The organism is Pantoea sp. SORGH_AS_0659, from assembly GCF_031453915.1.
Taxonomy (GTDB): domain Bacteria; phylum Pseudomonadota; class Gammaproteobacteria; order Enterobacterales; family Enterobacteriaceae; genus Pantoea; species Pantoea leporis.
The window spans coordinates 2,386,193-2,409,470 of record NZ_JAVJAK010000001.1 but is presented as its reverse complement, the minus strand read 5'-3'; the positions used below and the strand labels follow the sequence as shown (position 1 = coordinate 2,409,470).

The 23,278-nt window shown below is 56.7% G+C and carries 26 protein-coding genes; 11 read left to right on the top strand and 15 right to left on the bottom strand.

Annotated elements, in window-relative coordinates; genetic code table 11:
- Nucleotides 1-55: 55 nt before the first annotated feature.
- The 4 genes from Q3H59_RS11200 (at nt 56) to Q3H59_RS11185 (ending at nt 2,460) form a co-directional block, all read left to right on the top strand.
- Nucleotides 56-295, top strand: coding sequence for a DUF1289 domain-containing protein (locus Q3H59_RS11200; protein ID WP_008110296.1), 240 nt, complete (start codon nt 56-58; stop codon nt 293-295).
- A 71-nt stretch (nt 296-366) separates the two neighbouring features.
- Nucleotides 367-1,263, top strand: coding sequence for an aldo/keto reductase family oxidoreductase (locus Q3H59_RS11195; protein ID WP_309834842.1), 897 nt, complete (start codon nt 367-369; stop codon nt 1,261-1,263).
- An 80-nt stretch (nt 1,264-1,343) separates the two neighbouring features.
- A complete protein-coding gene (gene sodC, locus Q3H59_RS11190) occupies nt 1,344-1,862 on the top strand; it encodes a superoxide dismutase family protein (protein WP_101764542.1) in 519 nt (172 codons plus the stop codon).
- Nucleotides 1,863-1,992: 130 nt separating this feature from the next.
- A complete protein-coding gene (locus tag Q3H59_RS11185; RefSeq protein WP_280172754.1) occupies nt 1,993-2,460 on the top strand; it encodes a hypothetical protein in 468 nt (155 codons plus the stop codon).
- Here Q3H59_RS11185 and Q3H59_RS11180 read toward each other — a convergent pair whose 3' ends face one another.
- The 3 genes from Q3H59_RS11180 to Q3H59_RS11170 are packed head-to-tail and all read right to left on the bottom strand — an operon-like array spanning nt 2,461 to nt 5,566.
- Entirely contained in the window at nt 2,461-4,458 is a 1,998-nt protein-coding gene (locus Q3H59_RS11180; RefSeq protein ID WP_309834838.1) for an FUSC family protein, read from the bottom strand. It abuts the gene before it with no gap.
- 7 nt (nt 4,459-4,465) lie between these two features.
- Nucleotides 4,466-5,323 carry an HlyD family secretion protein gene (locus Q3H59_RS11175; protein WP_192411931.1) on the bottom strand — a complete coding sequence of 286 codons (858 nt, stop codon included), beginning with the start codon at nt 5,321-5,323 and terminating at the stop codon, nt 4,466-4,468.
- A 6-nt stretch (nt 5,324-5,329) separates the two neighbouring features.
- Nucleotides 5,330-5,566, bottom strand: a complete 237-nt coding sequence (locus Q3H59_RS11170; protein WP_008110284.1) for a DUF1656 domain-containing protein — start codon at nt 5,564-5,566, stop codon at nt 5,330-5,332.
- A gap of 151 nt (nt 5,567-5,717) precedes the next feature.
- Here Q3H59_RS11170 and slyA point away from each other — a divergent pair, with 151 nt between their 5' ends.
- Nucleotides 5,718-6,155, top strand: a complete 438-nt coding sequence (slyA, locus tag Q3H59_RS11165) for a transcriptional regulator SlyA (protein WP_007892783.1) — start codon at nt 5,718-5,720, stop codon at nt 6,153-6,155.
- A gap of 40 nt (nt 6,156-6,195) precedes the next feature.
- Here slyA and slyB read toward each other — a convergent pair whose 3' ends face one another.
- Nucleotides 6,196-6,663 carry an outer membrane lipoprotein SlyB gene (slyB, locus tag Q3H59_RS11160; RefSeq protein WP_008110282.1) on the bottom strand — a complete coding sequence of 156 codons (468 nt, stop codon included), beginning with the start codon at nt 6,661-6,663 and terminating at the stop codon, nt 6,196-6,198.
- Between the two features lie 275 nt (nt 6,664-6,938).
- Here slyB and anmK point away from each other — a divergent pair, with 275 nt between their 5' ends.
- The 5 genes from anmK to pdxY all read left to right on the top strand — a co-directional run bounded on the left by anmK (nt 6,939) and on the right by pdxY (nt 11,407).
- A complete protein-coding gene (gene anmK, locus Q3H59_RS11155; protein WP_192233669.1) occupies nt 6,939-8,060 on the top strand; it encodes an anhydro-N-acetylmuramic acid kinase in 1,122 nt (373 codons plus the stop codon).
- 9 nt (nt 8,061-8,069) lie between these two features.
- Nucleotides 8,070-8,399, top strand: a complete 330-nt coding sequence (locus Q3H59_RS11150; protein ID WP_192411930.1) for an MliC family protein — start codon at nt 8,070-8,072, stop codon at nt 8,397-8,399.
- A 20-nt stretch (nt 8,400-8,419) separates the two neighbouring features.
- On the top strand, nt 8,420-9,076 hold the full coding sequence (gene pdxH, locus Q3H59_RS11145; protein ID WP_101764536.1) for a pyridoxamine 5'-phosphate oxidase: 657 nt from the start codon (nt 8,420-8,422) through the stop codon (nt 9,074-9,076).
- A 139-nt stretch (nt 9,077-9,215) separates the two neighbouring features.
- Nucleotides 9,216-10,490, top strand: a complete 1,275-nt coding sequence (tyrS, locus tag Q3H59_RS11140; protein ID WP_192411929.1) for a tyrosine--tRNA ligase — start codon at nt 9,216-9,218, stop codon at nt 10,488-10,490.
- Between the two features lie 56 nt (nt 10,491-10,546).
- On the top strand, nt 10,547-11,407 hold the full coding sequence (gene pdxY, locus Q3H59_RS11135; protein WP_192233671.1) for a pyridoxal kinase PdxY: 861 nt from the start codon (nt 10,547-10,549) through the stop codon (nt 11,405-11,407).
- A 113-nt stretch (nt 11,408-11,520) separates the two neighbouring features.
- Here pdxY and gstA read toward each other — a convergent pair whose 3' ends face one another.
- From gstA to dtpA, 3 genes are all read right to left on the bottom strand, one after another.
- Nucleotides 11,521-12,126 (bottom strand): glutathione transferase GstA, encoded by a 606-nt coding sequence (gstA, locus tag Q3H59_RS11130; RefSeq protein ID WP_192234504.1) that lies wholly within the window; start codon nt 12,124-12,126, stop codon nt 11,521-11,523.
- Nucleotides 12,127-12,225: 99 nt separating this feature from the next.
- Nucleotides 12,226-13,107, bottom strand: coding sequence for a LysR family transcriptional regulator (locus tag Q3H59_RS11125; protein ID WP_110866047.1), 882 nt, complete (start codon nt 13,105-13,107; stop codon nt 12,226-12,228).
- Nucleotides 13,108-13,254: 147 nt separating this feature from the next.
- On the bottom strand, nt 13,255-14,760 hold the full coding sequence (gene dtpA / locus Q3H59_RS11120; RefSeq protein WP_309834827.1) for a dipeptide/tripeptide permease DtpA: 1,506 nt from the start codon (nt 14,758-14,760) through the stop codon (nt 13,255-13,257).
- A gap of 653 nt (nt 14,761-15,413) precedes the next feature.
- Here dtpA and Q3H59_RS11115 point away from each other — a divergent pair.
- A complete protein-coding gene (locus tag Q3H59_RS11115; RefSeq protein ID WP_309834825.1) occupies nt 15,414-16,103 on the top strand; it encodes a CTP synthase in 690 nt (229 codons plus the stop codon).
- 142 nt (nt 16,104-16,245) lie between these two features.
- Here Q3H59_RS11115 and nth read toward each other — a convergent pair whose 3' ends face one another.
- The 8 genes from nth to Q3H59_RS11075 form a co-directional block, all read right to left on the bottom strand.
- Nucleotides 16,246-16,881 carry an endonuclease III gene (gene nth, locus Q3H59_RS11110; RefSeq protein ID WP_101764529.1) on the bottom strand — a complete coding sequence of 212 codons (636 nt, stop codon included), beginning with the start codon at nt 16,879-16,881 and terminating at the stop codon, nt 16,246-16,248.
- A complete protein-coding gene (locus tag Q3H59_RS11105; protein ID WP_008110261.1) occupies nt 16,878-17,579 on the bottom strand; it encodes an electron transport complex subunit E in 702 nt (233 codons plus the stop codon). Before Q3H59_RS11105 ends, nth begins: the two co-directional genes overlap by 4 nt.
- Complete coding sequence (gene rsxG, locus Q3H59_RS11100) at nt 17,572-18,207, bottom strand: electron transport complex subunit RsxG (protein ID WP_101764528.1); 636 nt, start codon at nt 18,205-18,207, stop codon at nt 17,572-17,574. The genes Q3H59_RS11105 and rsxG overlap by 8 nt, the downstream gene beginning before the upstream one ends.
- A gap of 2 nt (nt 18,208-18,209) precedes the next feature.
- Nucleotides 18,210-19,268, bottom strand: a complete 1,059-nt coding sequence (gene rsxD, locus Q3H59_RS11095; RefSeq protein ID WP_101764527.1) for an electron transport complex subunit RsxD — start codon at nt 19,266-19,268, stop codon at nt 18,210-18,212.
- Nucleotides 19,269-21,467, bottom strand: coding sequence for an electron transport complex subunit RsxC (gene rsxC, locus Q3H59_RS11090; RefSeq protein ID WP_309834820.1), 2,199 nt, complete (start codon nt 21,465-21,467; stop codon nt 19,269-19,271).
- The gene (gene rsxB, locus Q3H59_RS11085) at nt 21,460-22,038 is read right to left on the bottom strand and encodes an electron transport complex subunit RsxB (protein ID WP_110866053.1); all 579 of its coding nucleotides are present in this window, start codon (nt 22,036-22,038) and stop codon (nt 21,460-21,462) included. Before rsxB ends, rsxC begins: the two co-directional genes overlap by 8 nt.
- Complete coding sequence (gene rsxA, locus Q3H59_RS11080) at nt 22,038-22,619, bottom strand: electron transport complex subunit RsxA (protein ID WP_101764524.1); 582 nt, start codon at nt 22,617-22,619, stop codon at nt 22,038-22,040. Before rsxA ends, rsxB begins: the two co-directional genes overlap by 1 nt.
- A 123-nt stretch (nt 22,620-22,742) precedes the next feature.
- Nucleotides 22,743-23,186, bottom strand: coding sequence for a DUF2569 domain-containing protein (locus Q3H59_RS11075; protein WP_101764523.1), 444 nt, complete (start codon nt 23,184-23,186; stop codon nt 22,743-22,745).
- Nucleotides 23,187-23,278: the final 92 nt, after the last annotated feature.

Sequence of the window (23,278 nt, the reverse complement as noted above, 5' to 3'; positions counted from 1 at the left end):
ACAATGTCATTAAGCTGTTATCAATGTGATATGAGATGTTAATTGCGGAGTGGATGTGGCCGAGCAACTCGAGTTCTTCCCCGTTCCCAGCCCGTGTCGTGGTATTTGCCAGAGTGACGCGCGTGGCTATTGTCGTGGCTGTTTACGCAGCCGGGAAGAGCGCTTTAACTGGATGAAATTCAGCGATGCGCAAAAGCGCGATGTGCTTCGCTTGTGCCGGCAACGCTTTTTGCGCCTGCAACGGCAGCAAAAAGTGGATGAAGATCATGATCCACAACAACCGGAACTGTTTTAAGAAAACGATGATTTGCCTTTCCGTTATACTCCCGCTTTCGTCATCTGGAACCGTGTTTAGGGAGTTTAACCATGTTACAAGCGCAGGCTATTGCACCGCAGGGACCCTCATTTTCACCGCTGATCGCCGGTTACTGGCGTTTAATGGAGTGGGGCGTGACGCCGCAGCAGGTGGTGGAGTTTATTGAGCACCATTTAGCGCTGGGCATCACCACCGTCGATCACGCCGACATCTACGGCGATTACCAATGTGAAGCCGCCTTTGGTGCCGCGCTGCGCCTCGCGCCAGGGTTGCGTGAGAAGCTGCAAATCGTCACCAAATGCGGCATTGCGACGCGCGCAAAGCCTGAGCACCGCATTGGACACTACATCACCGAAGCCAGCCACATTCTGCACAGCGCCGAAAATTCGCTGCGCCATTTCCATACCGATTACCTCGATTTGCTATTGATTCATCGCCCGGATCCGTTGATGGACGCGGATGAAATCGCAGAAGCCTTTATGGCGCTGCATCAGAGCGGCAAAGTACGCCATTTTGGCGTCTCTAACTTCACCGCGTCGCAGTTAACGCTGCTGCAATCGCGTTTGCCGTTCAGTCTGGTCACCAATCAACTGGAGATCTCTCCGCTGGAACAAACGTCGCTGCTGGATGGCTCGCTTGACCAGTGCCAGCAAAATCGCATTCGCCCGATGGCGTGGTCATGCCTCGGCGGCGGTCGCCTGTTTAACGATCCGCATTATCAGCCGCTGCGCGATGAGCTGGAGCAGGTGAAGCAGGAGATCGGCGCCAGCAATATCGAGCAGGTGGTGTATGCATGGGTGATGAAGCTGCCAAGCCGTCCGCTGCCGATTATTGGATCAGGTAAAATCGAACGTGTAAAAGAGGCGGTTGGCGCGTGCCAATTGACGCTGGATCGCCAGCAATGGTTCCGCATCCGTAAAGCCGCCATCGGCTACGATGTGCCCTAAAGCGTAAAGCTGCGTCAAATTACGGCAGCCTGGATGAAAGCAGTCCAGGCTTAGAGGGAATCTAACCGTAAGGAGACGTTATGAAGAAAACCCTCATTGTTATGCTGGCTCTGGCCTGCGCCGCGGGTGCGCAGGCGGCGTCAGAAGAAGTCACGCTGCATGAAACCACGGCGCAAGGCATCGGGGCAGCGATTGGCACCGTCACGCTTAGCGAAACGCCATACGGTGTGCAATTTACCCCAGCGTTAAGCGGCCTGAAACCCGGCATTCATGGTTTCCACGTCCATGCTAAAGGCAGCTGTGAACCGGGCGAGTCGGACGGTAAAACGGTGGCGGCCGGTGCGGCGGGCGGACATCTCGATCCGCAAAAAACCGGCAAGCATCTTGGCCCGTATGCTGATGGTCACCTTGGTGACTTACCCGCGCTGTTTGTCACAGAAGATGGCAAGGCGACGTATCCGGTCGTTGCGCCACGCATCAAATCCCTGAGTGAAATCAAAGGTAAAGCCTTGATGGTGCATGTGGGCGGCGATAATCATGCCGACCATCCGCAACCGCTTGGCGGCGGCGGGGCGCGTTTTGCCTGCGGCGTAATTTAATGCTTTGGGCGGCAGCAGCTTGTCGCCCCCCTTTCCTCACGCTGAAAAAAGTTGACCCATTTTCTTGCTACTCTCCGTGGTTTTTCCATCCTATGATATTGATTCAGGAATAAAACCTTCAGGGGCAGGAATGAAAGCGCGTGGGATAATGTTGTTATGTTTATTGCTGGTGGGATGCGATCAACCCAACGACACACAGCTGCGTTTAGATGCCAGTCGACAACTGCAACGCACCATTGATACCAATCCGCTGCGCGTCGGCTGTGAGAAAATTGCGCGTGGCCGTGAATGGCTGACCCAGCACACCCTTCATCGGCTCGAAGCCAATGGCTGCGAAAATGTCTTGCGCAGCGCCACCGAAACCAACTTCACCCACAGCGAAACTTATCGTCATGCGATGACAGTGGTGTGCGGCGGTATTCAGGGCAAAAGTTTCACCGGCACCACCTTGTATCGCCGCTTTATCTACTCTTCAGAAGAGAAGGCGCTGGTAATTGAACCGATGTCCGATCAGGATAAAACCCGCTTTGAAGGACAGAAATCGCTGCAGCAGTTGCAGGATGATTTTAATCGTCAGACCACGCAATATTGCCAGTAATCAATCCGGTACCGCCTGCGCTAACTGGGCCAGTGAGCAGCGCAGGCGCCACAAAATGCCCGCCAGCGTATTGGCTTCGCTCTCCTGTTGCTGCAGTTGCTCAATCAGGGTTTCCAGCTCATCCAGCGTGGCCTGCAGCGCGGTGTGATGCACGCCGCGCAGACTTATAATTCGTTGCAGATCCTGCAGGCTGCTATCACGCATTTGCCTGAGCGTAGCCGACGTCGGCTGCCATTCGCGCAGCTGCCAGACAATGTGGGAACAGTTCAGTAACACCACGCCCCAGCGCAGCAGCCAGACGCGCGCTTGCTCGTCACGACTGTTACTGAGCTGGCTAATATGATGATAAATCTGTGATTCGAAGTGGCTTTCGCTCAGGCGCGGATGGCGGCGAAGCTGATCGAGAAACGCATGGCGCAGGGCACGAATATGCCGACGACTGCGACGCGCATCGGAACTGGGACGCAGCACCTGAAACGCCAGCCACGCCAGCATTACGCCGCACACCTTGGCGATATTGTCATTGAGGAAGCTTTGATAATCCCAGTCCGGCGGATTGGTGACGGCGATAAAGGATCCCATAAAAACAATGAATTGCCCCCACATCCCGGCGCGTTTCTTCTGCTGCAGTTTGAACAACTGCAAGGTGAGCAGCAGCGGGAATAGCACCAGTAAAAACTGCCACAGCGCGCTGATTTGCACCATCAAACCGAACTGCAGCACAAAACTAAACAGCGACAGCCACAGCAAGGTTTTCAGCAACAGCGAGACGCTGCCACTGGGCGAGGGCGCGGAGGAGTAAAGCACGCAGGCGATGGCGGTAAGCGTCAGGGCGGCGGCACCGGAATCCCATTGCGTGGTGATCCAAAAGGCGCAGCCCAGCATGATGACGCTGAAGGTGCGCAGCGCGCTCCAGCCGGCTTCAGCACTGTCGCTTTCGCGCGCCAGCGAGGGCGCATACGGTGGCTGAAAACGGGTATCGGCATCGGCGCGTTCAATCAGGCGAATCCAGCGATTCACATTGAGATACACCCAGCAGAAATAACGCAGTCGCTGGACGAAGGCGCGTTGACGGTAATCACCGGTTGCTGATGGCGTGATGCCACGCAGAATCAGCGCCAAACGGTATTTGTCGCACTGAGGCTGCGCCAGTTCCTGCAACAGTTTGGCCACGGCGTCGTAAAGTTCGGGTGGCGCATCGGGCCAATTCAGCAACATGCGGCGCAGGCTGGAGAGTACGCTGGTGAGACGCAACTGCTGGTGCAGCACATAGTTCAGCACGTTGTTCTGGCGGCGGAAGCGATAGTGGCTCCAGAACGCCTGAATGCGCAGCAGGTTCATGGTGAGAATCTGGCTAATGACATTCTCATGTGCGGTGCGCACGTTATCAGTGCTGCTTTGCTGCAGTAATAACACCGCATGATCCAGCAAACGCGCGTGCATCTGACGCAGTGAACTCATCAGCGCGTTGCCATCTGAGGTGCTGGGCAGAATCATCATCATCAATCCGGCACACAGGATGCCGGAGATCACTTCGCACACGCGCGCTTGGGCGATATCCCACAGCTGAGTGACATCGGTGATGTTGACGCTGCTAAAAGCGATGATGGCGGCGGTATAACCCGCCAGCGAAAACGCGTAGGCCACGTTATTTTGGTAGTGATTGGCGATCCAGGTACAGAACGCCAGCCACCCGGCCATGAAAAAGGCAAACAGCCAGGGTTCGTTCAGCGTGTGTCCGGCGATCAGCAGCGCGGCGCTGGCACCGAGCAAACTGCCAACGATGCGCCCCAGACTTTTACTGATGGCGCCGCCGACGGTGGGAAAACTCACCACCGCCGCCGAGGTCATGGCCCAGTAAGGTTGATCGAGTTGCAGCGCATAGGCGATGGTCAAGGCGAGACACATCGCGATGCCATTACGCAGCGCGTAGCGCCACTCGCCCCAACTTGCTTTTATCCATGGCAGATTTTGCCAGGCCAGCCACTGAAAATTCATCACAACCTCAGTGGGCGATGGAGATGGTGCAGGTGGTGCCCGCCACCAGCGGCACGCCTTCCGGCAACGCGTCTAAGCGAATACGCACCGGCACGCGCTGCGCCAGGCGCACCCACGGCACGTTAGGCTTGATATCCGGCACCAGCCCGCCATCGCTGGCGACGCTTTGGTCATAAATGGCGCGTCCGATACTTTCCACTGTACCCTGCAAGCGTGCGCCGTTGCTGTACAACACAATTTGCGCGGCTGCGCCGGGCTGAATATGGCGCAGCTTAGTCTCTTCGAAATAGCCCATCACGTAGTAAGAGTGGCTGTCGACCAGCGCAAACAGTGGCGTACCGGCGCTGGCATAGTTGCCGGTGCGCAGCGTCAGGTTGCTGATCCAGCCATCGGTGGGCGCGGTAATGGTGGTTTGCTCAAGATTCCAGCGTGCCTGATCGAGGCTAGCCTGCGCCGCTTTTGCCGTCGCTGCGGCAGCATTGGCGGTTAAGCGGGCGGCATCCATATCTTCCGCTGAAATGACGTTGCGCGGCAGGCTGGCGCGGCGATTGGCTTCATGCTGCGCTTTGGCCAGATCGGCCTGCGCTTTAGCCAGTTGGGCTTCGGCATTGGCCTGCGCAATTTGCCACGGCACCGGATCGAGCTTCAGCAGCACGTCGCCTTTATGCACAAACTGATTGTCGCGCACTTCCAGAGCGATGATGCGACCGGACACTTCCGGCGTGATATCCACCAGCTCGGCGCGCACTTTGCCGTCACGCGTCCATGGCGATTGCATGTAGTAATTCCACATCCACCATCCGGCAAGCAGGGCCAGCGCAAAAATCACCAGGGTTGAAAAATACTTAAAAGGGTTGAATTTCATAGTGATTTATCCGAGGCTCAGTAACCACAATGCGCCAGCGACGCACAGTACAAACAGGGAAAGGTCCATCAAGGTGGGGTGCCAGACATCGCCGGAGTAGATCCAGCCGCGTATCAGCGGGTGAATCAACAACCAGAAAAAGAAACCGAGTAACACCGCTTTAAACAGCGGCGGGAAAAACAGCGACGCACCGAACACCAGGTCGGTAAGCGGGGCGCTGGGAGAAAAGGCGGTTAGGGACACGTGTCATCATCCTTTTTGACCGGGAATCATCTAAATAGCGCGTAGACGGCAAGCGTATATGCAGGCCTGGTATTTGTAATTTGCCAGGTAAACTCGCAGAATAGTGTAAAATCTGGCTTAATAGCTAGCAAGCTAATTATAAGGAGATGCAATGGATACGCCCTTGGGAACCGATCTGTCTCGTCTGGTGCGCATTTGGCGCGCGTTAATCGATCAGCGTTTAAAACCGCTTGAGTTGACACAAACACACTGGGTGACGCTACACAATATTCATCAACTCCCGCCAGAGCAGTCTCAAATTCAGCTGGCCAAAGCGATCGGCATTGAGCAGCCTTCACTGGTGCGCACGCTGGATCAGCTGGAAGAGAAAGGATTGATCACCCGCGCGACCTGCGCCAACGATCGTCGCGCCAAGCGCATCAAGTTGACCAAGCAGGCTGAGCCGATTATCGAGCAGGTTGAGAATGTGATTGATGCCACGCGCGATGACATCCTTTCCGGCATTAGCCTGGAGGAGATCAATCAGATGGTGACGCTGATTGCGCGGCTGGAAAAAAACATTCTTGAGTTTCATAACCGCGAGAAATAAAAAAACCGACGCCAGGCGTCGGTTTTTTTTATCTGTCCGCTTAACGAGGCGAAACGGTAACCTGGCTGCCGTTTGACGCCATCACGACGCGCTGGCCTACCGAGTAGCGGGTGGCAGCTTGCTTCTGCACCACCATGATGGTGTTGCCATCATCCTTGCGGATTTCCAGCTCGACACCGTCAGATTTGTTGACCGCACCCTGAACGCCCTGACCGGCTACGCCACCGAGTACCGCACCGCCAGCGGTTGCCAGACTGCGACCGCTGCCGCCGCCAATGGTGTTACCGAGGAAACCGCCCAGTACTGCACCACCAATTGCGCCAATCACGTTGTTTTCATCGCCGCCCTGGATTTTCACCGGACGAACAGAAACCAGCGTGCCATAGGAAACACTTTGTACTTGTTTAGCTTCGCTGGCGCTGTAAACGTCACCGGAAAGGGTGCTGTCGTTGGCACAACCTGCCAGAGTTAAGCCGGTCAACGCCACGGCTACAAAACGCTTAATCATCAGAACGCTCCTTAATGCAAAAAAACGCCATATTTCTCATCCTGTACTGCACAGAGTATAAGACAGAAAACTGGCAAATGACGCTAAGTCCGTATAAAACGCGGCTGGGGCGAAGCATAGACCATCGTCCCTCAACAAAAATTCAATTACCCAACGAAAATATTGCTGAGCTGGAATGCACTGTGCAGTGACGCTGAAAAGCGGAATTTTATCATAGAATTAGACCCGGTAATTTGCCAGGCTTAAGCCAGACGATGTTAAGGGAGTGAACCGCTATGAAATCAGGACGCTATATTGGCGTGATGTCCGGCACCAGCCTTGATGGCGTGGACGTGGTACTGGCGGCCATTGATGGTCAAATGGTGGCGCAGCAGGCCAGCTATTGTCATCCCATCCCGCAGGAATTGCGCCAGCAGGTGCTGGCCATTTGTCAGGGGCAAACCTTGACGCTGTCGCAGCTCGGGCAGCTGGATACGCGGCTGGGCAAGCTGTTCGCCGAGGCGGTTTTAACCTTGATGCACCAGCAGTCGCTGGAGGCCAGCGACATCATGGCGATTGGCTGCCACGGACAAACGGTGTGGCATGAGCCGCAAAGTGATGCGCCAAATACGCTGCAAATTGGCGATAACAACCAGATCGCGGCGGCAACCGGCGTCACGGTGATTGGGGATTTTCGTCGCCGCGACATGGCGCTCGGCGGGCAGGGCGCGCCGCTGGTGCCGGCTTTCCATCAGGCGTTATTAATGGACAGCGCTGAGCGCCGCATGGTGCTGAACATCGGCGGCATCGCTAATCTGTCACTGCTGATCCCCGGCCAGCCGGTACGCGGTTTTGATACCGGGCCGGGCAATATGCTGATCGATGCGTGGATTTGGCGCAATAAAGGTTTGCCGTACGACAAAGATGCCGCCTGGGCGCGCAGCGGACAGGTGGTTCCAGCGCTGCTGGAGTTGATGCTCAGCGATCCGTGGTTTGCCCTGCCGCCGCCAAAAAGCACCGGGCGCGAATATTTCAATCTCAGCTGGATCGAGCAGCAGTTGCAGCGTTTCCCGGCGCTGGCGCCACAGGATGTACAGGCTACGCTGACCGAGCTGACGGCGTTAACCATTGCGCAGCAGGTGCAGCTCAACGACGGTTGCGATCGTCTGTTGGTCTGCGGTGGTGGCAGCCGAAATCCACTGCTGATGGCGCGGCTGGCCACGCATCTGTCGGGAACGGAAGTCGGTACCACCGACGAAGCGGGCATCAGCGGTGATGATATGGAAGCGCTGGCCTTTGCGTGGCTGGCGTTTCGCACATTAAATGGGTTACCGGGCAACCTGCCAGCGGTAACGGGCGCGCGGGACATGAGCGTATTGGGCGCAATTTACCCCGCCAATCCCCGACTTGGTCGTTAAGAGGTAAAAATGAAAAAAATAATGATGATACTGAGCAGCGTGGCGCTATTAAGTGGCTGCGGCATGATGCATAAGCAGGAAGAGGCGCCGCAACAGCTGCGCTATCAGTGCGGGACTTTGCCGCTGACGGTCACTCAGGATAACGCGAAGCAGCAGGTGAGCTTTATTCTGGATGGTAAGCCTCTGACGCTGGCACAAACGGTGTCGGCCTCTGGCGCGCGCTACAGCGACGGCACTTACGTCTTCTGGTCAAAAGGCAATGGCGCTTTTGTTGAACGTAATAACAAAATCGTGATTAATGATTGTGAATTGCAGAACGCGGATACCTCCGTTCAGTAAACGTGAGAAAGAGAAACAGCATGAGCGACAGTGACAGCTTGCAACATATTGCCCATCTGCGTCGTGAATACACCCGCGGCGGGCTGCGACGTAAAGATCTGCCCGATAACCCTTTGGCGCTGTTTGAGCAGTGGCTGCAGCAGGCCTGCACCGCGCAGTTGCCGGATCCGACGGCAATGACGGTCGCCACCGTTGACAGCAGCGGCCAACCTTATCAGCGCATTGTGCTGCTGAAGCATTACGATGAGCAAGGCATGGTGTTCTATACCAATCTCGGCAGCCGCAAGGCGCTGCAGCTGGCAGAGAATCCGCGTATTTCGCTGCACTTTCCATGGCACTTCCTTGAGCGTCAGGTGATGGTGCTGGGCGAAGTGGAAAAACTGTCGCCGCTGGAGGTGCTGAAGTACTTCAGCAGCCGCCCGCGTGATAGCCAGATTGGCGCATGGGTGTCGAAGCAATCAAGCCGCATCTCGGCGCGCGGCGTGCTGGAAGGCAAGTTCCTCGAACTCAAACAGAAATTCCAGCAGGGCGACGTGCCGCTGCCGAGTTTCTGGGGCGGCTACCGTGTCAGATTCCACACCGTGGAGTTCTGGCAGGGCGGCGAACATCGTCTGCACGATCGCTTCCTCTACCAGCGTAATGACAATGGCTGGTCGATTGACCGTTTAGCCCCGTAAAACTGCGTTTTATCCCCTTTCAACGCTGGCGCAGTTGGCGTCAGCGCTTTATGCTATAGCCCTCTTTTTTTTCGTCTCCGCACGTCAGCGGAAAGCTGTGTACCAGCCTAGGTGCAGTCTGATCAATTTGGAGTCAGTGATGACCAGCAGTAACCTGATACAACAATTGCAAGAAAGGGGCTTAGTCGCCCAGGTAACGGATGAAGAAGCGTTAGCAGAGCGACTGGCGCAAGGGCCAATTGCACTCTATTGCGGCTTCGATCCTACCGCTGATAGCTTGCATTTGGGCCATCTGGTGCCGCTGCTCTGCCTGAAACGTTTTCAGGATGCCGGACACAAGCCGGTCGCGCTGGTGGGTGGTGCCACCGGTCTGATTGGCGATCCCAGCTTTAAAGCAGCAGAACGTAAACTTAACACCGCTGAAACCGTTGGCGAGTGGGTGGATAAGATCCGCAACCAGGTCGCGCCTTTCCTCAGCTTCGATTGCGGCGACAACAGCGCGATTGCATCGAACAACTACGACTGGTTTGGCGGCATGAACGTGCTGACCTTCCTGCGCGACATCGGTAAGCACTTCTCTGTGAATCAGATGATCAACCGCGAAGCGGTGAAACAGCGTCTGAACCGCGAAGATCAGGGCATCTCTTACACCGAGTTCTCCTACAACCTGCTGCAGGGTTATGACTTTGCGGAGCTGAACAAGCGTCACGATGTGGTGCTGCAGATTGGCGGTTCCGATCAGTGGGGCAACATCACTTCCGGTATCGATCTGACGCGTCGTTTGCATCAGCAGCAGGCGTGGGGCTTGACCGTACCGCTGATCACCAAGTCTGACGGCACCAAGTTCGGTAAAACCGAAGGTGGCGCAGTGTGGCTGGATGCGAAGAAAACCAGTCCATACAAGTTCTACCAGTTCTGGATCAACACTGCGGATGCCGACGTATATCGTTTCCTGAAGTTTTTCACCTTCATGAGCATTGAAGAGATCAATGCGCTGGAAGAAGAAGACAAAAACAGCGGCACAGCGCCACGCGCGCAATACGTGCTGGCTGAGCAGGTGACGCGTCTGGTGCACGGCGAAAGCGGCTTAACTGCGGCAAAACGCATCACCGAGAGCCTGTTCTCCGGCAGCCTGAGCGCGATGACCGAAGCGGACTTCGAGCAGCTGGCGCAGGACGGCATGCCAACCATCACGCTGACGGCAGAAGACGATTTGCAGCAGGCGCTGGTGGCGGCTGAGCTGGTGCCATCACGCGGCCAGGCTCGCACCATGATCGGTTCTAACGCGGTATCGCTGAATGGCGAAAAACAGTCAGATGCGGAGTACCGTTTCAGCGACAGCGATAAACTGTTTGGACGTTTCACGTTGTTGCGTCGCGGTAAAAAACATTACTGCCTGATTAACTGGCAGTAAGCGTTCAGGGCCGGCTTCCGGCCCTTTTTTATGGCAAGACAGCAGTACAGGGCAAAATGAAAAATATTCTCGCAATTCAATCTCACGTTGTTTACGGACACGCCGGTAACAGCGCTGCCGAATTCCCGATGCGCCGCATGGGCGCAAACGTTTGGCCGCTGAATACCGTGCAATTTTCTAATCACACTCAATATGGACACTGGACCGGCACCGTGATGCCCGCCACGCATTTGACCGACATCGTTAAAGGCATTGCGGCAGTTGACCGCCTGAAAACCTGTGATGCGGTGTTAAGTGGCTATTTGGGATCGGCGGAGCAGGGCGAACAGATTCTGGAGATCGTGCGTCTGGTGAAAGAAGCCAATCCGCATGCGTGGTTCTTCTGCGACCCGGTGATGGGCCATCCGGAGAAAGGCTGCATCGTGGCGCCGGGCGTGGCGGAGTTTCACTGCAAAATGGCGTTGCCTGCCAGTGACATCATCGCCCCGAACCTGCTGGAGCTGGAGATGCTCAGCGGCCATGAAGTGGCCAACGTCGAGCAAGCGGTGGTTGCGGCACGAGAACTGATTAGCAAAGGCCCGAAAGTGGTGCTGGTGAAACATCTGGCGCGTGCCGGACGTCGTAGCGATCGTTTTGAGATGCTGCTGGTGACCGCCGATGAGTGCTGGCACATCAGCCGTCCGCTGGTGGACTTTGGCGTGCGTCAGCCGGTTGGCGTGGGCGATCTCACCAGCGGTCTGCTGCTGGTCGATCTGCTGCAAGGCAAGTCGCTGCAGGATGCGCTCGAGCACATCACCGCGGCGGTTTATGAAGTGATGCTGAAAACCCACGAAATGGGCGAGTACGAATTGCAGTTGGTGGCCGCGCAGGATGCGATTGCCAAGCCGACACAGCATTTCGCCGCTGAAAAGCTGTAAATTCCCCGTGAGGTGCGCAGTCCTGCGCACCTGCCATTCAGCTCACCATGAATGACGATCCAACGATCTGGGGCGTACGCACTGATAGCGACCCGACGAAGAATAGCGCCGGATCAAACCAAACCTTCCGCCTTCAATGCCGCTTGCACCGCTGGGCGCTCTGCAACCCGATTAAACCAGGCTTCCAGCGCATCCAGCCCCGCTAAATCCAGCTTGATGGCTTTAGCCCAGCGCGTCACCACGAACAGATACACATCGGCAACGGTAAAGCGTAATCCCAGCAGCCACTGTTTATCCTGCAACGCCTCATTCACCTGCTGATACTTTTTCTCCAGCTGCGCACGGGCAATGGTTTTGTACTCTTCCGGCGTATCCGGACGGAACAGCGGGCTAAAACTTTTGTGCAGTTCGCTGCTGACAAAACTCAACCACTCCAGCGTGTGATAGCGCGTCAGGCTGCCGGTCGGTGCCAGCAGATGGCGATCCGGCTTGAGATCCGCCAGATATTGCACAATCGCCACGCCTTCGGTCAGGATGCTGCCATCGTCAAACTGCAGCGCCGGCACTTGTCCTTTCGGGTTAATCTGCCAGTAATCTTCTCCCTGCTCGGTCACTTTCTTCTGCAGGTCCACGTTCACCTGGGTGAAGTCGAGCCCGCATTCCAGCGCGACAATATGCGGTGATAGCGAACAGGCACCGGGCTTACAATAGAGTTTCATCATGGCTTCTCCTTGAGTGTTGTGGTGATCAAAGCAGCATAAGTCTGCCAGGGATATTTACCCGTGACTGCGATCAGGAATTACGGTCACCGTTCAGGTTTATTCAGCAAAGCATGGCAGTAACGGCAGCTTTTCGAGCGCAAAATCCCAAAATTGCCGCACTTTAGGCGTCATATTCTTCACACGCTGGGTCACTAACTGCACCGGCAGCGGCGCGGGTTCCCATTCTGGCAGCAAGCGCAGCAGTTTCCCGCTGTGGATATCGTCAAGAACCTGATACGACAGCAGCCGTCCGATGCCGTGTGCGCTGCGTAGCGCTTCCAGCTGGCTCTCCACGTCATTAACCCGCAGACGCGGCGTGATGCGCACGCGCAGGTCGTGAGCGAAGCGCCACTCGCGCGTATGGCGCAAGCTCGTCACTAACGCATGTTGAGTCAGTTCAGTGGGATGAACAGGCGTGCCAGCCTGTTGCAGATAGTCGGGGCTGGCAACCAGCGTTGAACGCACAGTGCCAACCTGACGCGCCACCATCGAAGAATCCTGCAGAGCACCAATGCGCAGCGCGATATCGAGGCCGTTCTCAATCAGGTCCTGATAGCTGTCGCTGAGCACCACTTCAATCTGCATCTCCGCATGCTGTTGCAGAAAGGCATTCACCAGGGGCATGACGTGGCGACGACCAAACTGCACCGGCGCGGTTAAACGCAGCAAGCCATGCAGGCCGCTGTGGTGAGCGCTGTCGATGGCGCGCTGATAATCGCTCAGCACGCGCTGTGCCTGCTCAAACAGCTGCCAGCCAGCTTCGGTGGGTGCCAGCTGGCGCGTGGTGCGTTCAATCAAAGTGGTGGCGAGGCGGGCTTCAAGGGTGTTGAGGGTGCGCGTGATCACCGGTGGCGATCGCTGTAACAAACGTGCGGCGCCAGCCAAACTGCCCTGCTGGATAACCGCGACAAACACCTCAAGCTCATCAAACCTGTCCATGCTTATTCCACTCAGATTAACAGTGAGCCGACATCATGAAGTTAAGCGAGCAAAAAGCGAAGTGTGGGTAGCAGAAATCGTTAAAGGAAATGTGAATGGCGGCGAAATAGTGGGTAGAAAAAAGCCGGGACATGCCCGGCTTTCTGCTTACTGATTGGCGCTGGCGCGTTTCAGGTCAGTTTGACTATCATCCTGCGTCATGCGGTTCAGCAGTGGCGCGGTGATTAACATCAGCAGGGCGATCACGCCGGTGGCGATACCAATCTGCTGGAACACATGGCTGTAGACCGCCAGCGACGTATGTGGATCGGTCACATCATTTGGCACCGCCATCAGGTTCGCGACTTTACCGGCAATCATTGCCGCACCCGCGGTGGTCAGGAACCACGAACCCATGATGAAGCCCATTAAACGTTGTGGTACCAGTTGTGCCACCATTGCCAGGCCCAGACCGGAAATCATTAGCTCACCAATGCTCTGCAGCGCATAGCTAAGGATCAGCCAGTTCACTGAGACGATACCGGCTTCGTTGGCAAATTTGGCACCAAACGGCAGCACCAGGAAGGCCGCTGAACACAGCACCATACCGAAGGCGAATTTGTGTGGCATCGGCATTTTATCGCCAAGCTTGTTGTACACCGCGGCCAGAATCGGGCTTGCCAGCATGATCCAGAACGGGTTCAGCGCCTGGAACTGCTCCGGCTCAAAGGTGATGCCGAGAATCGCGTGCTCAACGTTGCGGATAGCGAAGAAGTTAAGTGAGGTTGGCATCTGCATGTAAAGCACGAAGAACACAATCGCTTCAACCATCAGCAGGAAGGCCACGATCATCTTACGACGTGCTGCCCCCTTCAGCGCGAAGGCTTCTTTAGCGAAGATCACCACGATACCTGCGGCGATGACGCCCAGCGTCATACGTGCGATGCTCTGGTGATGCAGCAGCCAGGCCGCCAGCGCAATCAGTGCTACCACGCCAATCAGCGTCATCAGCAGTTTACCCATCTGCAGCGGGGCAAAATCCGGCTTGGATCCGTAGTTTTTCACGACACGCTGGAAGAACAGGAAGTTCAGCAGCGTGATCACCAGACCGACAACCGACAGCGAGAACGCGGCGCCCCAGCCATATTTCGCGGCCAGCCACGGCGTCAGCATCATCGAGAACAGCGAACCGATGTTGATCGACATGTAGAACATAGTGAAGGCACCGTCGAGGCGCGCGTCATCTTTCTCGTAGCAGGTCGACAGCAGGGAAGACGGGTTAGCTTTAAACAAACCGCTACCTACCGCGATAGTCGCCATGCCGATATACACCATTGAGGTGTCATGGCCGGAGAAGGCAATCAGCGCATAACCCAGCGCCAGCACCATTACGCCGAGCACGATGACGCGTTTGGTACCCAGCACTTTATCGCCGAGCCAGCCGCCGATGGCGACTAAACCATACACCAGCGCGCTAAACGAGGTGAACAGCGTAATGGAGTCCGCTTCGGACATGCCCAGCTGTTTAACCAGGTAAACCGCCATGATGGCTTGCAGGCCGTAGTAACCAAAACGTTCCCACAGTTCGATGGAGAAGATCAGATAAAACGCTTTCGGTTGCTTAAAAGCGTTGAGGCTTGGCGCCCCGTCAGTGTGTTTGTTTGCAGTTGACACGTATACCTCAGTTTTAACATAGCCTGTTTTGCGACAGGAATTAAGTCTGCGTCGGGCTGGGTAATCCCGCGCAACATTGTTATTAGAAAGGAAAAACGGCGACTAATTTGGCTGAATCAGTCCAACAGGGCAAGCATTTTCTGCACGCTGAAATACTTGCAATAGGTAGGGTTAATGCCGTTATACAAAGTTGTAAATCAGTGTTAAATCTCGCCTGAGGGCATTATATCAGGATAAACAGGTGAAATGCAGATCGGGAAGATCATTTTCCTGATATAAACTGCTCAGAGCGGATTTATCAGAACATAACGCTAAAGACCATAATTTATACAGAGATTATTATTGCCGTTGTGCACAATATAAGCACAACAGCTTGATTGGTGAGCGTAATAAGCAGTCAAAAGATTCCAGAACGCTAATTAGTTGATCCTGCGCACAAAACCACGAATTAATTATCAGGGTAAAAGAAGAAACCGTTTGCGTAGCTGACATCTGGCGAAGATTAGCGCGGTCTGACACCTTATTTGGCAGATAAAAAGGCGTCCATAAGCGCAATGCGTGGAAACGAAAGCCGCATAAATCGACGTTTAAAGGCGTTTAGACAGCGGGTTAACTTTGCTGTAACCTCCTTTTTTCCCTGAAAGGACGTAGTCATGATGAAGTCGATTCGTGTCGCCCTGATTGGCGATTACCGTGCTAATGCCGTTGCGCATCAGGCCATTCCTCCCGCTGTACAACTCGCTGCAAAAACCCTTTCACTCAACGTCAGCGCCGACTGGATCGCCACGCCGGAACTCAATCAGCACAATCTCAATGATTACCAGGCGATTTGGCTGGTTCCGGGCAGTCCTTATCTCAATGATAAGGGCGTGTTTGCCACCCTTCGCTGGGCGCGGGAAAGCGGTAAGCCATTTTTGGGTTCGTGCGGCGGATTTCAGTACGCCATCGTTGAGTACGCGCGCAATGTGCTGGGCTGGGAAGATGCTGCGCATGCGGAAACCGATCCCAGCGGTCGCTGGGTGATTGCGCCACTGGCCTGTTCGCTGGTGGAACAGCGTGGCAGCGTGACCTTCCAGCCGGGTTCACGTATTGCTCGGGCTTACGGTGCGTTACAGAGCGATGAGGGTTATCACTGCAACTTTGGCGTCAACGCCGAGTTCAGCGCAGCGCTGGCGACGCAGAATCTGCAGATCACGTCGTGGGATATGGAAGGCGACGTGCGCGGCATTGAATTGACCGATCACCCGTTCTTTGTCGCCACCTTGTTCCAGTCCGAGCGGGCAGCGTTACAAAACCGGCTGTCGCCGCTGGTGGTCGCCTGGTTGCAGGCCGCCGCAGGTTAAATACGCAGCTTGTCTATGGCGTAATGCGTGTCACTTAAGCCAGCAGCGAGTGCGCTGGCCGGGGCCCGCTATGAAGCTTTAGTGCGCGCAGTTGAAAAGGGCACATTTGCCGTGACGCAGCAAATGTGTCAGAGCCCGCGATTCAGAGTTCGGTTTTGGCGTCGAATTCACACAGATCTTCGATCAGACAGGATCCGCAACGCGGTTTGCGCGCCACGCAGGTATAGCGACCGTGCAGAATCAGCCAGTGATGGCAATCGACTTTAAACGCCGCCGGCACCACTTTCAGCAGCTTATCTTCCACTTCTTCCACATTCTTGCCCGGCGCAAAGCGGGTGCGATTGCTGACGCGGAAAATATGGGTATCAACGGCGATGGTCGGCCAGCCGAAAGCGGTATTCAATACCACGTTGGCGGTTTTACGCCCGACGCCCGGCAGCGCTTCCAGCGCCGCACGATCTTCCGGCACTTCGCCACCGTGCTGTTCCAGCAGGATGCGGCAGGTCTTGATGACGTTCTCCGCCTTGCTGTTAAACAGGCCGATGGTTTTGATGTACTCCTTCACGCCATCCACGCCCAGCGCCAGCATCGTTGCCGGGGTATTCGCCACCGGATAGAGCTTCGCGGTAGCTTTGTTGACGCTGACGTCGGTGGCTTGCGCGGAGAGTAACACCGCAATCAACAACTCAAACGGCGTGCTGAAGTTCAGTTCTGTGGTCGGATGCGGATTCTCATCACGCAGGCGCGTCAGGATCTGCGCGCGTTTCTCTTTATTCACACCGCTTTCCCGGTTGCGCCTTGCGGCTCCGCTTCAGGCGCTGCTGCACGGGTGGCCGCACGCTGTTTCATCTTCTGATCGATCAGGTATTTTGCCGCCAGCAGCATGCCAAGGCCGATAAAGGCTCCCGGTGGCAGCATCGCCAGCAGCATCGGCGAATCAAAGTGCACCACTTCAATACGCAGCGCTTTGGCCCACGGCCCCAGCAGTTGATCCGCCCCGTTGAACAGCGTGCCGCTGCCAATCAGTTCACGAATCGATCCCAGCGTCACCATCGCGCAGGTTGCGCCCATGCCGATGGCAAAACCGTCCAGCGCCGAAAGCGGAATGCTGCTCTTTGAGGCGACCGCTTCGGCGCGACCCACCACAATGCAGTTGGTGACGATTAGCGGGATAAAGATGCCGAGCGACTGATACAAACCGTACGCATAGGCGTTGATCAGCATCTGCACGCAGCTCACCACTGAAGCGATGATCATCACGTAAATCGGAATACGGATTTCGGCCGGCACCCAACGACGCGAGGCGGAAATTGCGCTGTTGGTGATGGTCAGCACCAGCGTGGTCGCCAGGCCTAAACCGAGGGCGTTGGTCGCGGTTGAGGTCACCGCCAGCAGCGGACAGAGACCGAGCAGCTGCACCAGCGCGGAGTTATTTTTCCACAGGCCGCCGACCAGTAAATTCTTGGCTTCACTCATTTGCATCTCCACATTCAGGCAGCGAAGCGAGCTTCGCTGGCAGTGTTTCAATCAGCAGCGCGGTGCGCTTGGTGGCGTTGACCACCGCGCGTGGCGTAATGGTTGCGCCGGTAAATTGGTCGAATTCACCGCCGTCTTTTTTCACCGCAAAATTTTTGTCATCCGCGCCGTGGATCACTTTGCCATTGAAGCTGTTAATCCAGTCTGAAATACGCAGTTCGATTTTATCGCCGAGGCCCGGCGTTTCATGGTGCTCAACCACGCGCACGCCCAGCACTTTGCCGTGGAAATCGGCACCGACCAGCATCTGAATCGCCCCAGAATAGCCGTCTGGCGCGGTGGTCTCAAGCGCGGCCGCCACCGGCTGATCGCCTTTACGCGCTAAATAGAGATGGTGCGGGCGATCATTGCCCAGCGCCAGCGCATCGGTCACCAGATAACACTCTTGCTGGATGTGATTGTCGTACAGATCGGTCGGCACCACCTGATCTAACAAATTTTTCTGTTGTAGCGCTGTCTGATGCTCCACCGTCGGCTTGGTGACATAGTTAACCACCGCCGTCACGCCGGTGGTGATCACCGCAAAGGCCGCCAGCGTCACCGCATTTTTACGAATAGCTTCGATCATCTTCAATCCTTGCGATGGCCGTAAACGCGCGGCTGAGTGTAGTAATCAATCAGCGGCACACAAATATTGGCCAGCAATACCGCGAAGGCGACGCCGTCCGGATAGCCGCCAAAGCTGCGAATCAGCCACACCAGCAAACCAATCAGCGCGCCGTAAACCAGGCGGCCGCGATTGGTGGTGGAGGCGGTCACCGGATCGGTAGCAATAAAGAACGCGCCGAGCATGGTGGCACCGGAGAACAGGTGAATCAGCGGTGAGTTAAGCGACTCCGGCGAGAACACCCAGCCCAGCGTGGCGCAGAACGCCAGCGAGACGAGGAAACTGACCGGAATGTGCCAGCGGATAGCATTCTTTGCCAGCAGCAGCGCGCCGCCCAGCAGATAACCGAGGTTAACCCACTGCCAGCCAACACCGGCTAACACGCCACTATAAATCGGCTCCGCAAGCAGCTGTTCGGCGCTGTGCCCAGCACGCAGGCCGGTTTTAAAGGTATCGAGCGGTGTCGCCTGGCTGACGCCATCAACGCCGAGCTGCAGCTGCTGCATGGTTTCACCGGCCAGCGTGTGGTGGGTGAAGATCATACTGAGCGAATCCAGCAGGCCGGGTTTGATCGCCTGCAGGCTATCGGGCGGCAGCCAGCTGGTCATCTGCACCGGGAAGGAGATCAGCAGCACCACGTAACCGACCATTGCCGGGTTAAACGGGTTTTGCCCCAAACCGCCGTACAGCTGTTTGGCAATGACGATGGCGAAAATGGTACCTAACACCACCAACCACCACGGCGCGAGCGGCGGCAGGCTGATGCCCAGCAGCAACGCGGTGAGCAGGGCAGAGTTATCGGATAAGGTCGGCACCACCGGCGTTTTACGCAGGCGCAGAATCGCCCCTTCGGTGGCCCACGCGGTGGCGGTGGCCAGCAAAACCTGAATTAAGAAACCGACGCCAAAGAAATACCATTGTGCGGCCATGCCCGGCAGCGCGGCAAACACCACCAGCAGCATGATATTGCCGGTGCTGCGGCGGTTGTGGGTATAGGGAGAACTTGCAATACGAAAAGCCATTTAATCCTCAGTCGTCGAAGGCTGCTGCTGCGCTTTACGCGCTTTGGCACGGGCGACCGCAGCGGCAATCGCCGCTTTGCGTGGGTCGGCGGAGTCAGGAGAGGCAGCAGCCTCCACTTCAGGAGGTGTGGCTTCAGCCTGCTGCGCGGCAGCCGCGGCTTTCTTCGCTTTGGCGCGCGCAATCGCCGCTTCAACGGCGGCTTTGCGCGGGTCAACTTCAGCAGCAGGTGCATCAGCTGACGGCTCGGCGGGTGCCGGTGCAGCGGGTTGTGCGGAAGCGGCGGCTTTTTTGGCTTTGGCGCGCGCAATCGCCGCTTCAACGGCGGCCTTGCGCGGATCGACTTCAGCAGCAGGCGCGACGGCTGGCGGCTCAGCGGGTGCGGGTTCTGCCGCAGCGGCAGCTTTTTTCGCCTTCGCACGCGCAATCGCGGCTTCCACCGCCGCTTTACGCGGATCGACTTCTGCCGCAGGCGCATCAGCTGGCGGCTCGGCAAGCGCGACGTCAGCCGCTGGTGCGCCCGCTTTCTTCGCTTTCGCCCGGGCAATTGCCGCTTCCACCGCCGCTTTACGCGGATCGCCGGACTGACGACTCAGCGCCTGCGTTTCAGCTTGCTTCTCGGCCTGCTGCGCTAAAGCTTGTGTATGACGCGCTTCGCGTTCCGCAGCATCCTGCTCCGGCGTTTTTTCCTGACGCGCTTTCACGCGTGCCACGGCGGCGTCGAGTTCACCCTGATCGCTACGCGCCACGCGCTGTTTAGCCTGTTCATGACGCGCTTCACGCGCCTGTTTTTCGCGTTCCAGGCGTGCCAGACGCGCTTCGAAACGCGCTTTCGCTTCGGCGGTACGTTTCGCTTCAAGATCGATGGCGCGCAGTTCGGCTTTTTCCTGGCGGTAATATTGCACCAGCGGAATGTTACTCGGGCAGACGTAAGCGCAGGCGCCGCACTCAATGCAGTCATCAATATTGTGCGCGCGTGCTTTTTCGTGATCGCCGCCCTGGCTGTACCAGAACAGCTGCTGCGGCAGCAGTTTCGCTGGGCAGGCATCCGCGCAGGCGCTGCAGCGGATACAGGATTGCTCTTGCTGATCGTTGCCCATTTCGCTGGCCGACGGCGCCAGAATACAGTTGGAGATTTTCACCAGCGGCACGTTCAGCGACGGCAGGGTAAAGCCCATTAGCGGGCCGCCCATGATCACCATCTGGCGCGATCCCGGCGTAAAACCGGCATGCTGCAGCAGGTGGCTGATCGGCGTACCGAGACGTCCCCAGACGTTGCGCGGGCGCGCCAGCGCTGCGCCGGTCAGCGTCACCACGCGTTCGGTGATCGGTTCGCCGTCTACGATGGCGCGTTTTACCGCCCACGCGGTGCCGACGTTTTGCATCAGCACACCGATATCGGTGGAACGTCCGCCGTGTGGCACTTCGAGGCCGGTGAGAATCTGCGTCAGCTGTTTCGCGCCGCCAGACGGATACTTGGTCGGAATCACACGAATCTGCAATTCACGATCGCCGCCCAATGCCTGTTTCAGCGCGGCAATGGCTTCCGGTTTGTTATCTTCTATGCCGATCAGCACGCGTTCCGCCTGCAACACCCACGCCAGAATGCGGCAGCCTTCCAACACTTCGGCGGCACAATCCTGCATTAAACGGTCATCGGCAGTGATGTACGGCTCGCACTCGGCGGCGTTGATGATCAGGGTTTTTACGCCGCGCAGGCCGCCGCGCAGTTTGGTGGCGGTCGGGAAGCCCGCGCCGCCTAATCCGGCGATGCCCGCATTGTGAATGCGTTTTACCGCTTCTTCACGCGACAGGGCGCGGTAATCGGGCTGCGGATCGAGCGTGGTCCAGCGATCTTCGCCGTCGGCACGCAGGAAAATGCATAGCTCGGAGAGGCCAGAAGGGTGCGCCGTCATGTGTGGCGCAATCTCTTCGATGGTGCCGGACGTTGGCGCGTGCACCGGCAGCATGCGTCCGCCGCCAAAGGTCAGCGGCTGGCCGCGCAGCACTTTGTCGCCGGGCGCCACGCAAATTTCGCCTTCATGGCCGATATGCTGTTTTAACGGAATGATAAAGCGCTCAGGCAGGGGTAACTGGCTCAGCGGCGTACCGTTGGACTGTGTTTTCATCTCAGGCGGATGGATGCCGCCCTGAAAATCCCACAACTTCTCTTTGCGGAACAGATTTAACAAATTAAGCATGGGTTTCTACCGGGATCACCCGTACAGGAATGGTGTCGAGATTCCACTTCCAGTTGGCCGTGGTGGTGGCAACCGGGCGCATCTCAATGCAATCGGTCGGGCAAGGCGCAACGCAGAGATCGCAGCCGGTGCAGACATCGCTCAGCACGGTGTGCATGGCGCGCGTGGCACCCACGATGGCGTCCACCGGGCAAGCCTGAATACATTTGGTGCAGCCGATGCAGTTCTCTTCATCGATCCATGCCACGGTACGTATCGGCTCCAGCACGTCTGCGCCGCCGTCGAGCGGTTGCGGTTCAACGTTGAGCAGCGCGGCCAGCTTGAGCATGGTCTGCTCGCCGCCGGGCGCGCACTTATTGATCGCTTCACCGTTGTTACCCACCGCATCGGCATACGGGCGGCAGCCGGGATAGCCGCACTGACCACACTGGCTCTGCGGCAAAATCTCATCGATCTGCTCAACAATCGGATCTTCTTCCACCTCGAAGCGACGTGAGGCGTAACCCAGCAGGGCACCAAACACCAGGCCCAATGCAGCCAGCGCGATAATCGCAATCCAAATCGCGGTCATTAGAATTTCACCAGCCCGGTAAAGCCCATGAAGGCCAGCGCCATCAGACCTGCGGTGATCAGCGCAATCGAGTTACCTTTAAACGGCGCGGGAACATTCGCCAGTACCAGACGCTCGCGCATGCCAGCGAACAGCACCATCACCAGCGAGAAGCCGAGTGACGCACTGAAGCCATACAGCGCCGCCTGCAGGAAGGTGTGATTGAGGTTAACGCTCAATAATGGCACGCCCAGCACCGCACAGTTGGTGGTGATCAGCGGCAGGAAAATACCCAGCAGGCGATAGAGCGACGGACTGGTTTTACGCACCACCATTTCGGTGAACTGCACCACAACAGCAATCACCAGGATATAGGCGAGGGTGCGCAGATAGACCAGATCAAGCGGCACCAGAATCAGGTGATTCACCAGCCAGGCGCAGATCGCCGCCAGCGTGATCACGAAAGTGGTGGCAAGTCCCATGCCAATGGCCGTTTCCAGTTTTTTTGACACGCCCATAAATGGGCAAAGGCCGAGGAATTTGACCAACACAAAGTTGTTCACCAGCACCGTGCCAACAAAGAGAAGTAAGTAATCGGTCATTTTTTAACCTGGGAAGCCGAAAGGCGTCTATTATCCGGAATTGAGAGGTGCATCTCAACCTTCAACGGGTTTGTGTGAGCATTGAGAGCACTCAGAATTAAATTGCTGACGAAACTCACGTCATTATGGCTGGATAAACGTCTGTTTTACGCGCTGAGAGCGTTTGAAATAGGGCACAAACACCGCAGCCGCCAGCAGCGACAGCAGTAAAGTCTGAATCGCTTTGCCATCGGCCACCGGCGTGAAGGCAAAGGTTTTTAACGCCAGCAAGATGGTCATCAGCAGCCACAGAATGTAATGGCGCGGTAAGCGACGCGAACGTTTACAGAAAATCCAGCACACCCAAATGCTATACGCCCATACCACCGCAGCAGTCAGCAGCGAGATCGACCATTGCGTCAGCAAAGTGCCGCCGTGTGAGAACAGCGTCGTGCGTAATTCGGGTTTAAACAGCGGGCTCAGATACATTGCCACCACCAGCGCACTGGTCAGCATGGTCATGATCAGCCACGCCAGCGGCAGCAGTAGCCAGCCAGCAATACGTGGCGGGTTCACCAGTTGGGTCATCGACAAGATCCTGTTTGCAGAGAAGAGGGCGATGCAGAGCGTATCATGTCCAAACGGGGCACGCCCGACCTGGACAACGCAAGAGCGCAGAT

Bases quoted from the DNA above. Each gene is read 5' to 3' on its own strand.
- rsxD (WP_101764527.1), bottom strand. From the start codon at position 19,268: ATGGCTTTTCGTATTGCAAGTTCTCCCTATACCCACAACCGCCGCAGC.
- rsxC (WP_309834820.1), bottom strand. From the start codon at position 21,467: ATGCTTAATTTGTTAAATCTGTTCCGCAAAGAGAAGTTGTGGGATTTT.
- rsxB (WP_110866053.1), bottom strand. From the start codon at position 22,038: ATGACCGCGATTTGGATTGCGATTATCGCGCTGGCTGCATTGGGCCTG.
- rsxG (WP_101764528.1), bottom strand. From the start codon at position 18,207: ATGATCGAAGCTATTCGTAAAAATGCGGTGACGCTGGCGGCCTTTGCG.
- slyB (WP_008110282.1), bottom strand. From the start codon at position 6,663: ATGATTAAGCGTTTTGTAGCCGTGGCGTTGACCGGCTTAACTCTGGCA.
- slyA (WP_007892783.1), top strand. From the start codon at position 5,718: ATGGATACGCCCTTGGGAACCGATCTGTCTCGTCTGGTGCGCATTTGG.
- Q3H59_RS11105 (WP_008110261.1), bottom strand. From the start codon at position 17,579: ATGAGTGAAGCCAAGAATTTACTGGTCGGCGGCCTGTGGAAAAATAAC.
- pdxH (WP_101764536.1), top strand. From the start codon at position 8,420: ATGAGCGACAGTGACAGCTTGCAACATATTGCCCATCTGCGTCGTGAA.
- gstA (WP_192234504.1), bottom strand. From the start codon at position 12,126: ATGAAACTCTATTGTAAGCCCGGTGCCTGTTCGCTATCACCGCATATT.
- Q3H59_RS11180 (WP_309834838.1), bottom strand. From the start codon at position 4,458: ATGAATTTTCAGTGGCTGGCCTGGCAAAATCTGCCATGGATAAAAGCA.
- Q3H59_RS11175 (WP_192411931.1), bottom strand. From the start codon at position 5,323: ATGAAATTCAACCCTTTTAAGTATTTTTCAACCCTGGTGATTTTTGCG.
- Q3H59_RS11195 (WP_309834842.1), top strand. From the start codon at position 367: ATGTTACAAGCGCAGGCTATTGCACCGCAGGGACCCTCATTTTCACCG.
- pdxY (WP_192233671.1), top strand. From the start codon at position 10,547: ATGAAAAATATTCTCGCAATTCAATCTCACGTTGTTTACGGACACGCC.
- Q3H59_RS11115 (WP_309834825.1), top strand. From the start codon at position 15,414: ATGATGAAGTCGATTCGTGTCGCCCTGATTGGCGATTACCGTGCTAAT.
- rsxA (WP_101764524.1), bottom strand. From the start codon at position 22,619: ATGACCGATTACTTACTTCTCTTTGTTGGCACGGTGCTGGTGAACAAC.
- Q3H59_RS11075 (WP_101764523.1), bottom strand. From the start codon at position 23,186: ATGACCCAACTGGTGAACCCGCCACGTATTGCTGGCTGGCTACTGCTG.
- tyrS (WP_192411929.1), top strand. From the start codon at position 9,216: ATGACCAGCAGTAACCTGATACAACAATTGCAAGAAAGGGGCTTAGTC.
- Q3H59_RS11185 (WP_280172754.1), top strand. From the start codon at position 1,993: ATGAAAGCGCGTGGGATAATGTTGTTATGTTTATTGCTGGTGGGATGC.
- Q3H59_RS11125 (WP_110866047.1), bottom strand. From the start codon at position 13,107: ATGGACAGGTTTGATGAGCTTGAGGTGTTTGTCGCGGTTATCCAGCAG.
- anmK (WP_192233669.1), top strand. From the start codon at position 6,939: ATGAAATCAGGACGCTATATTGGCGTGATGTCCGGCACCAGCCTTGAT.
- Q3H59_RS11150 (WP_192411930.1), top strand. From the start codon at position 8,070: ATGAAAAAAATAATGATGATACTGAGCAGCGTGGCGCTATTAAGTGGC.
- sodC (WP_101764542.1), top strand. From the start codon at position 1,344: ATGAAGAAAACCCTCATTGTTATGCTGGCTCTGGCCTGCGCCGCGGGT.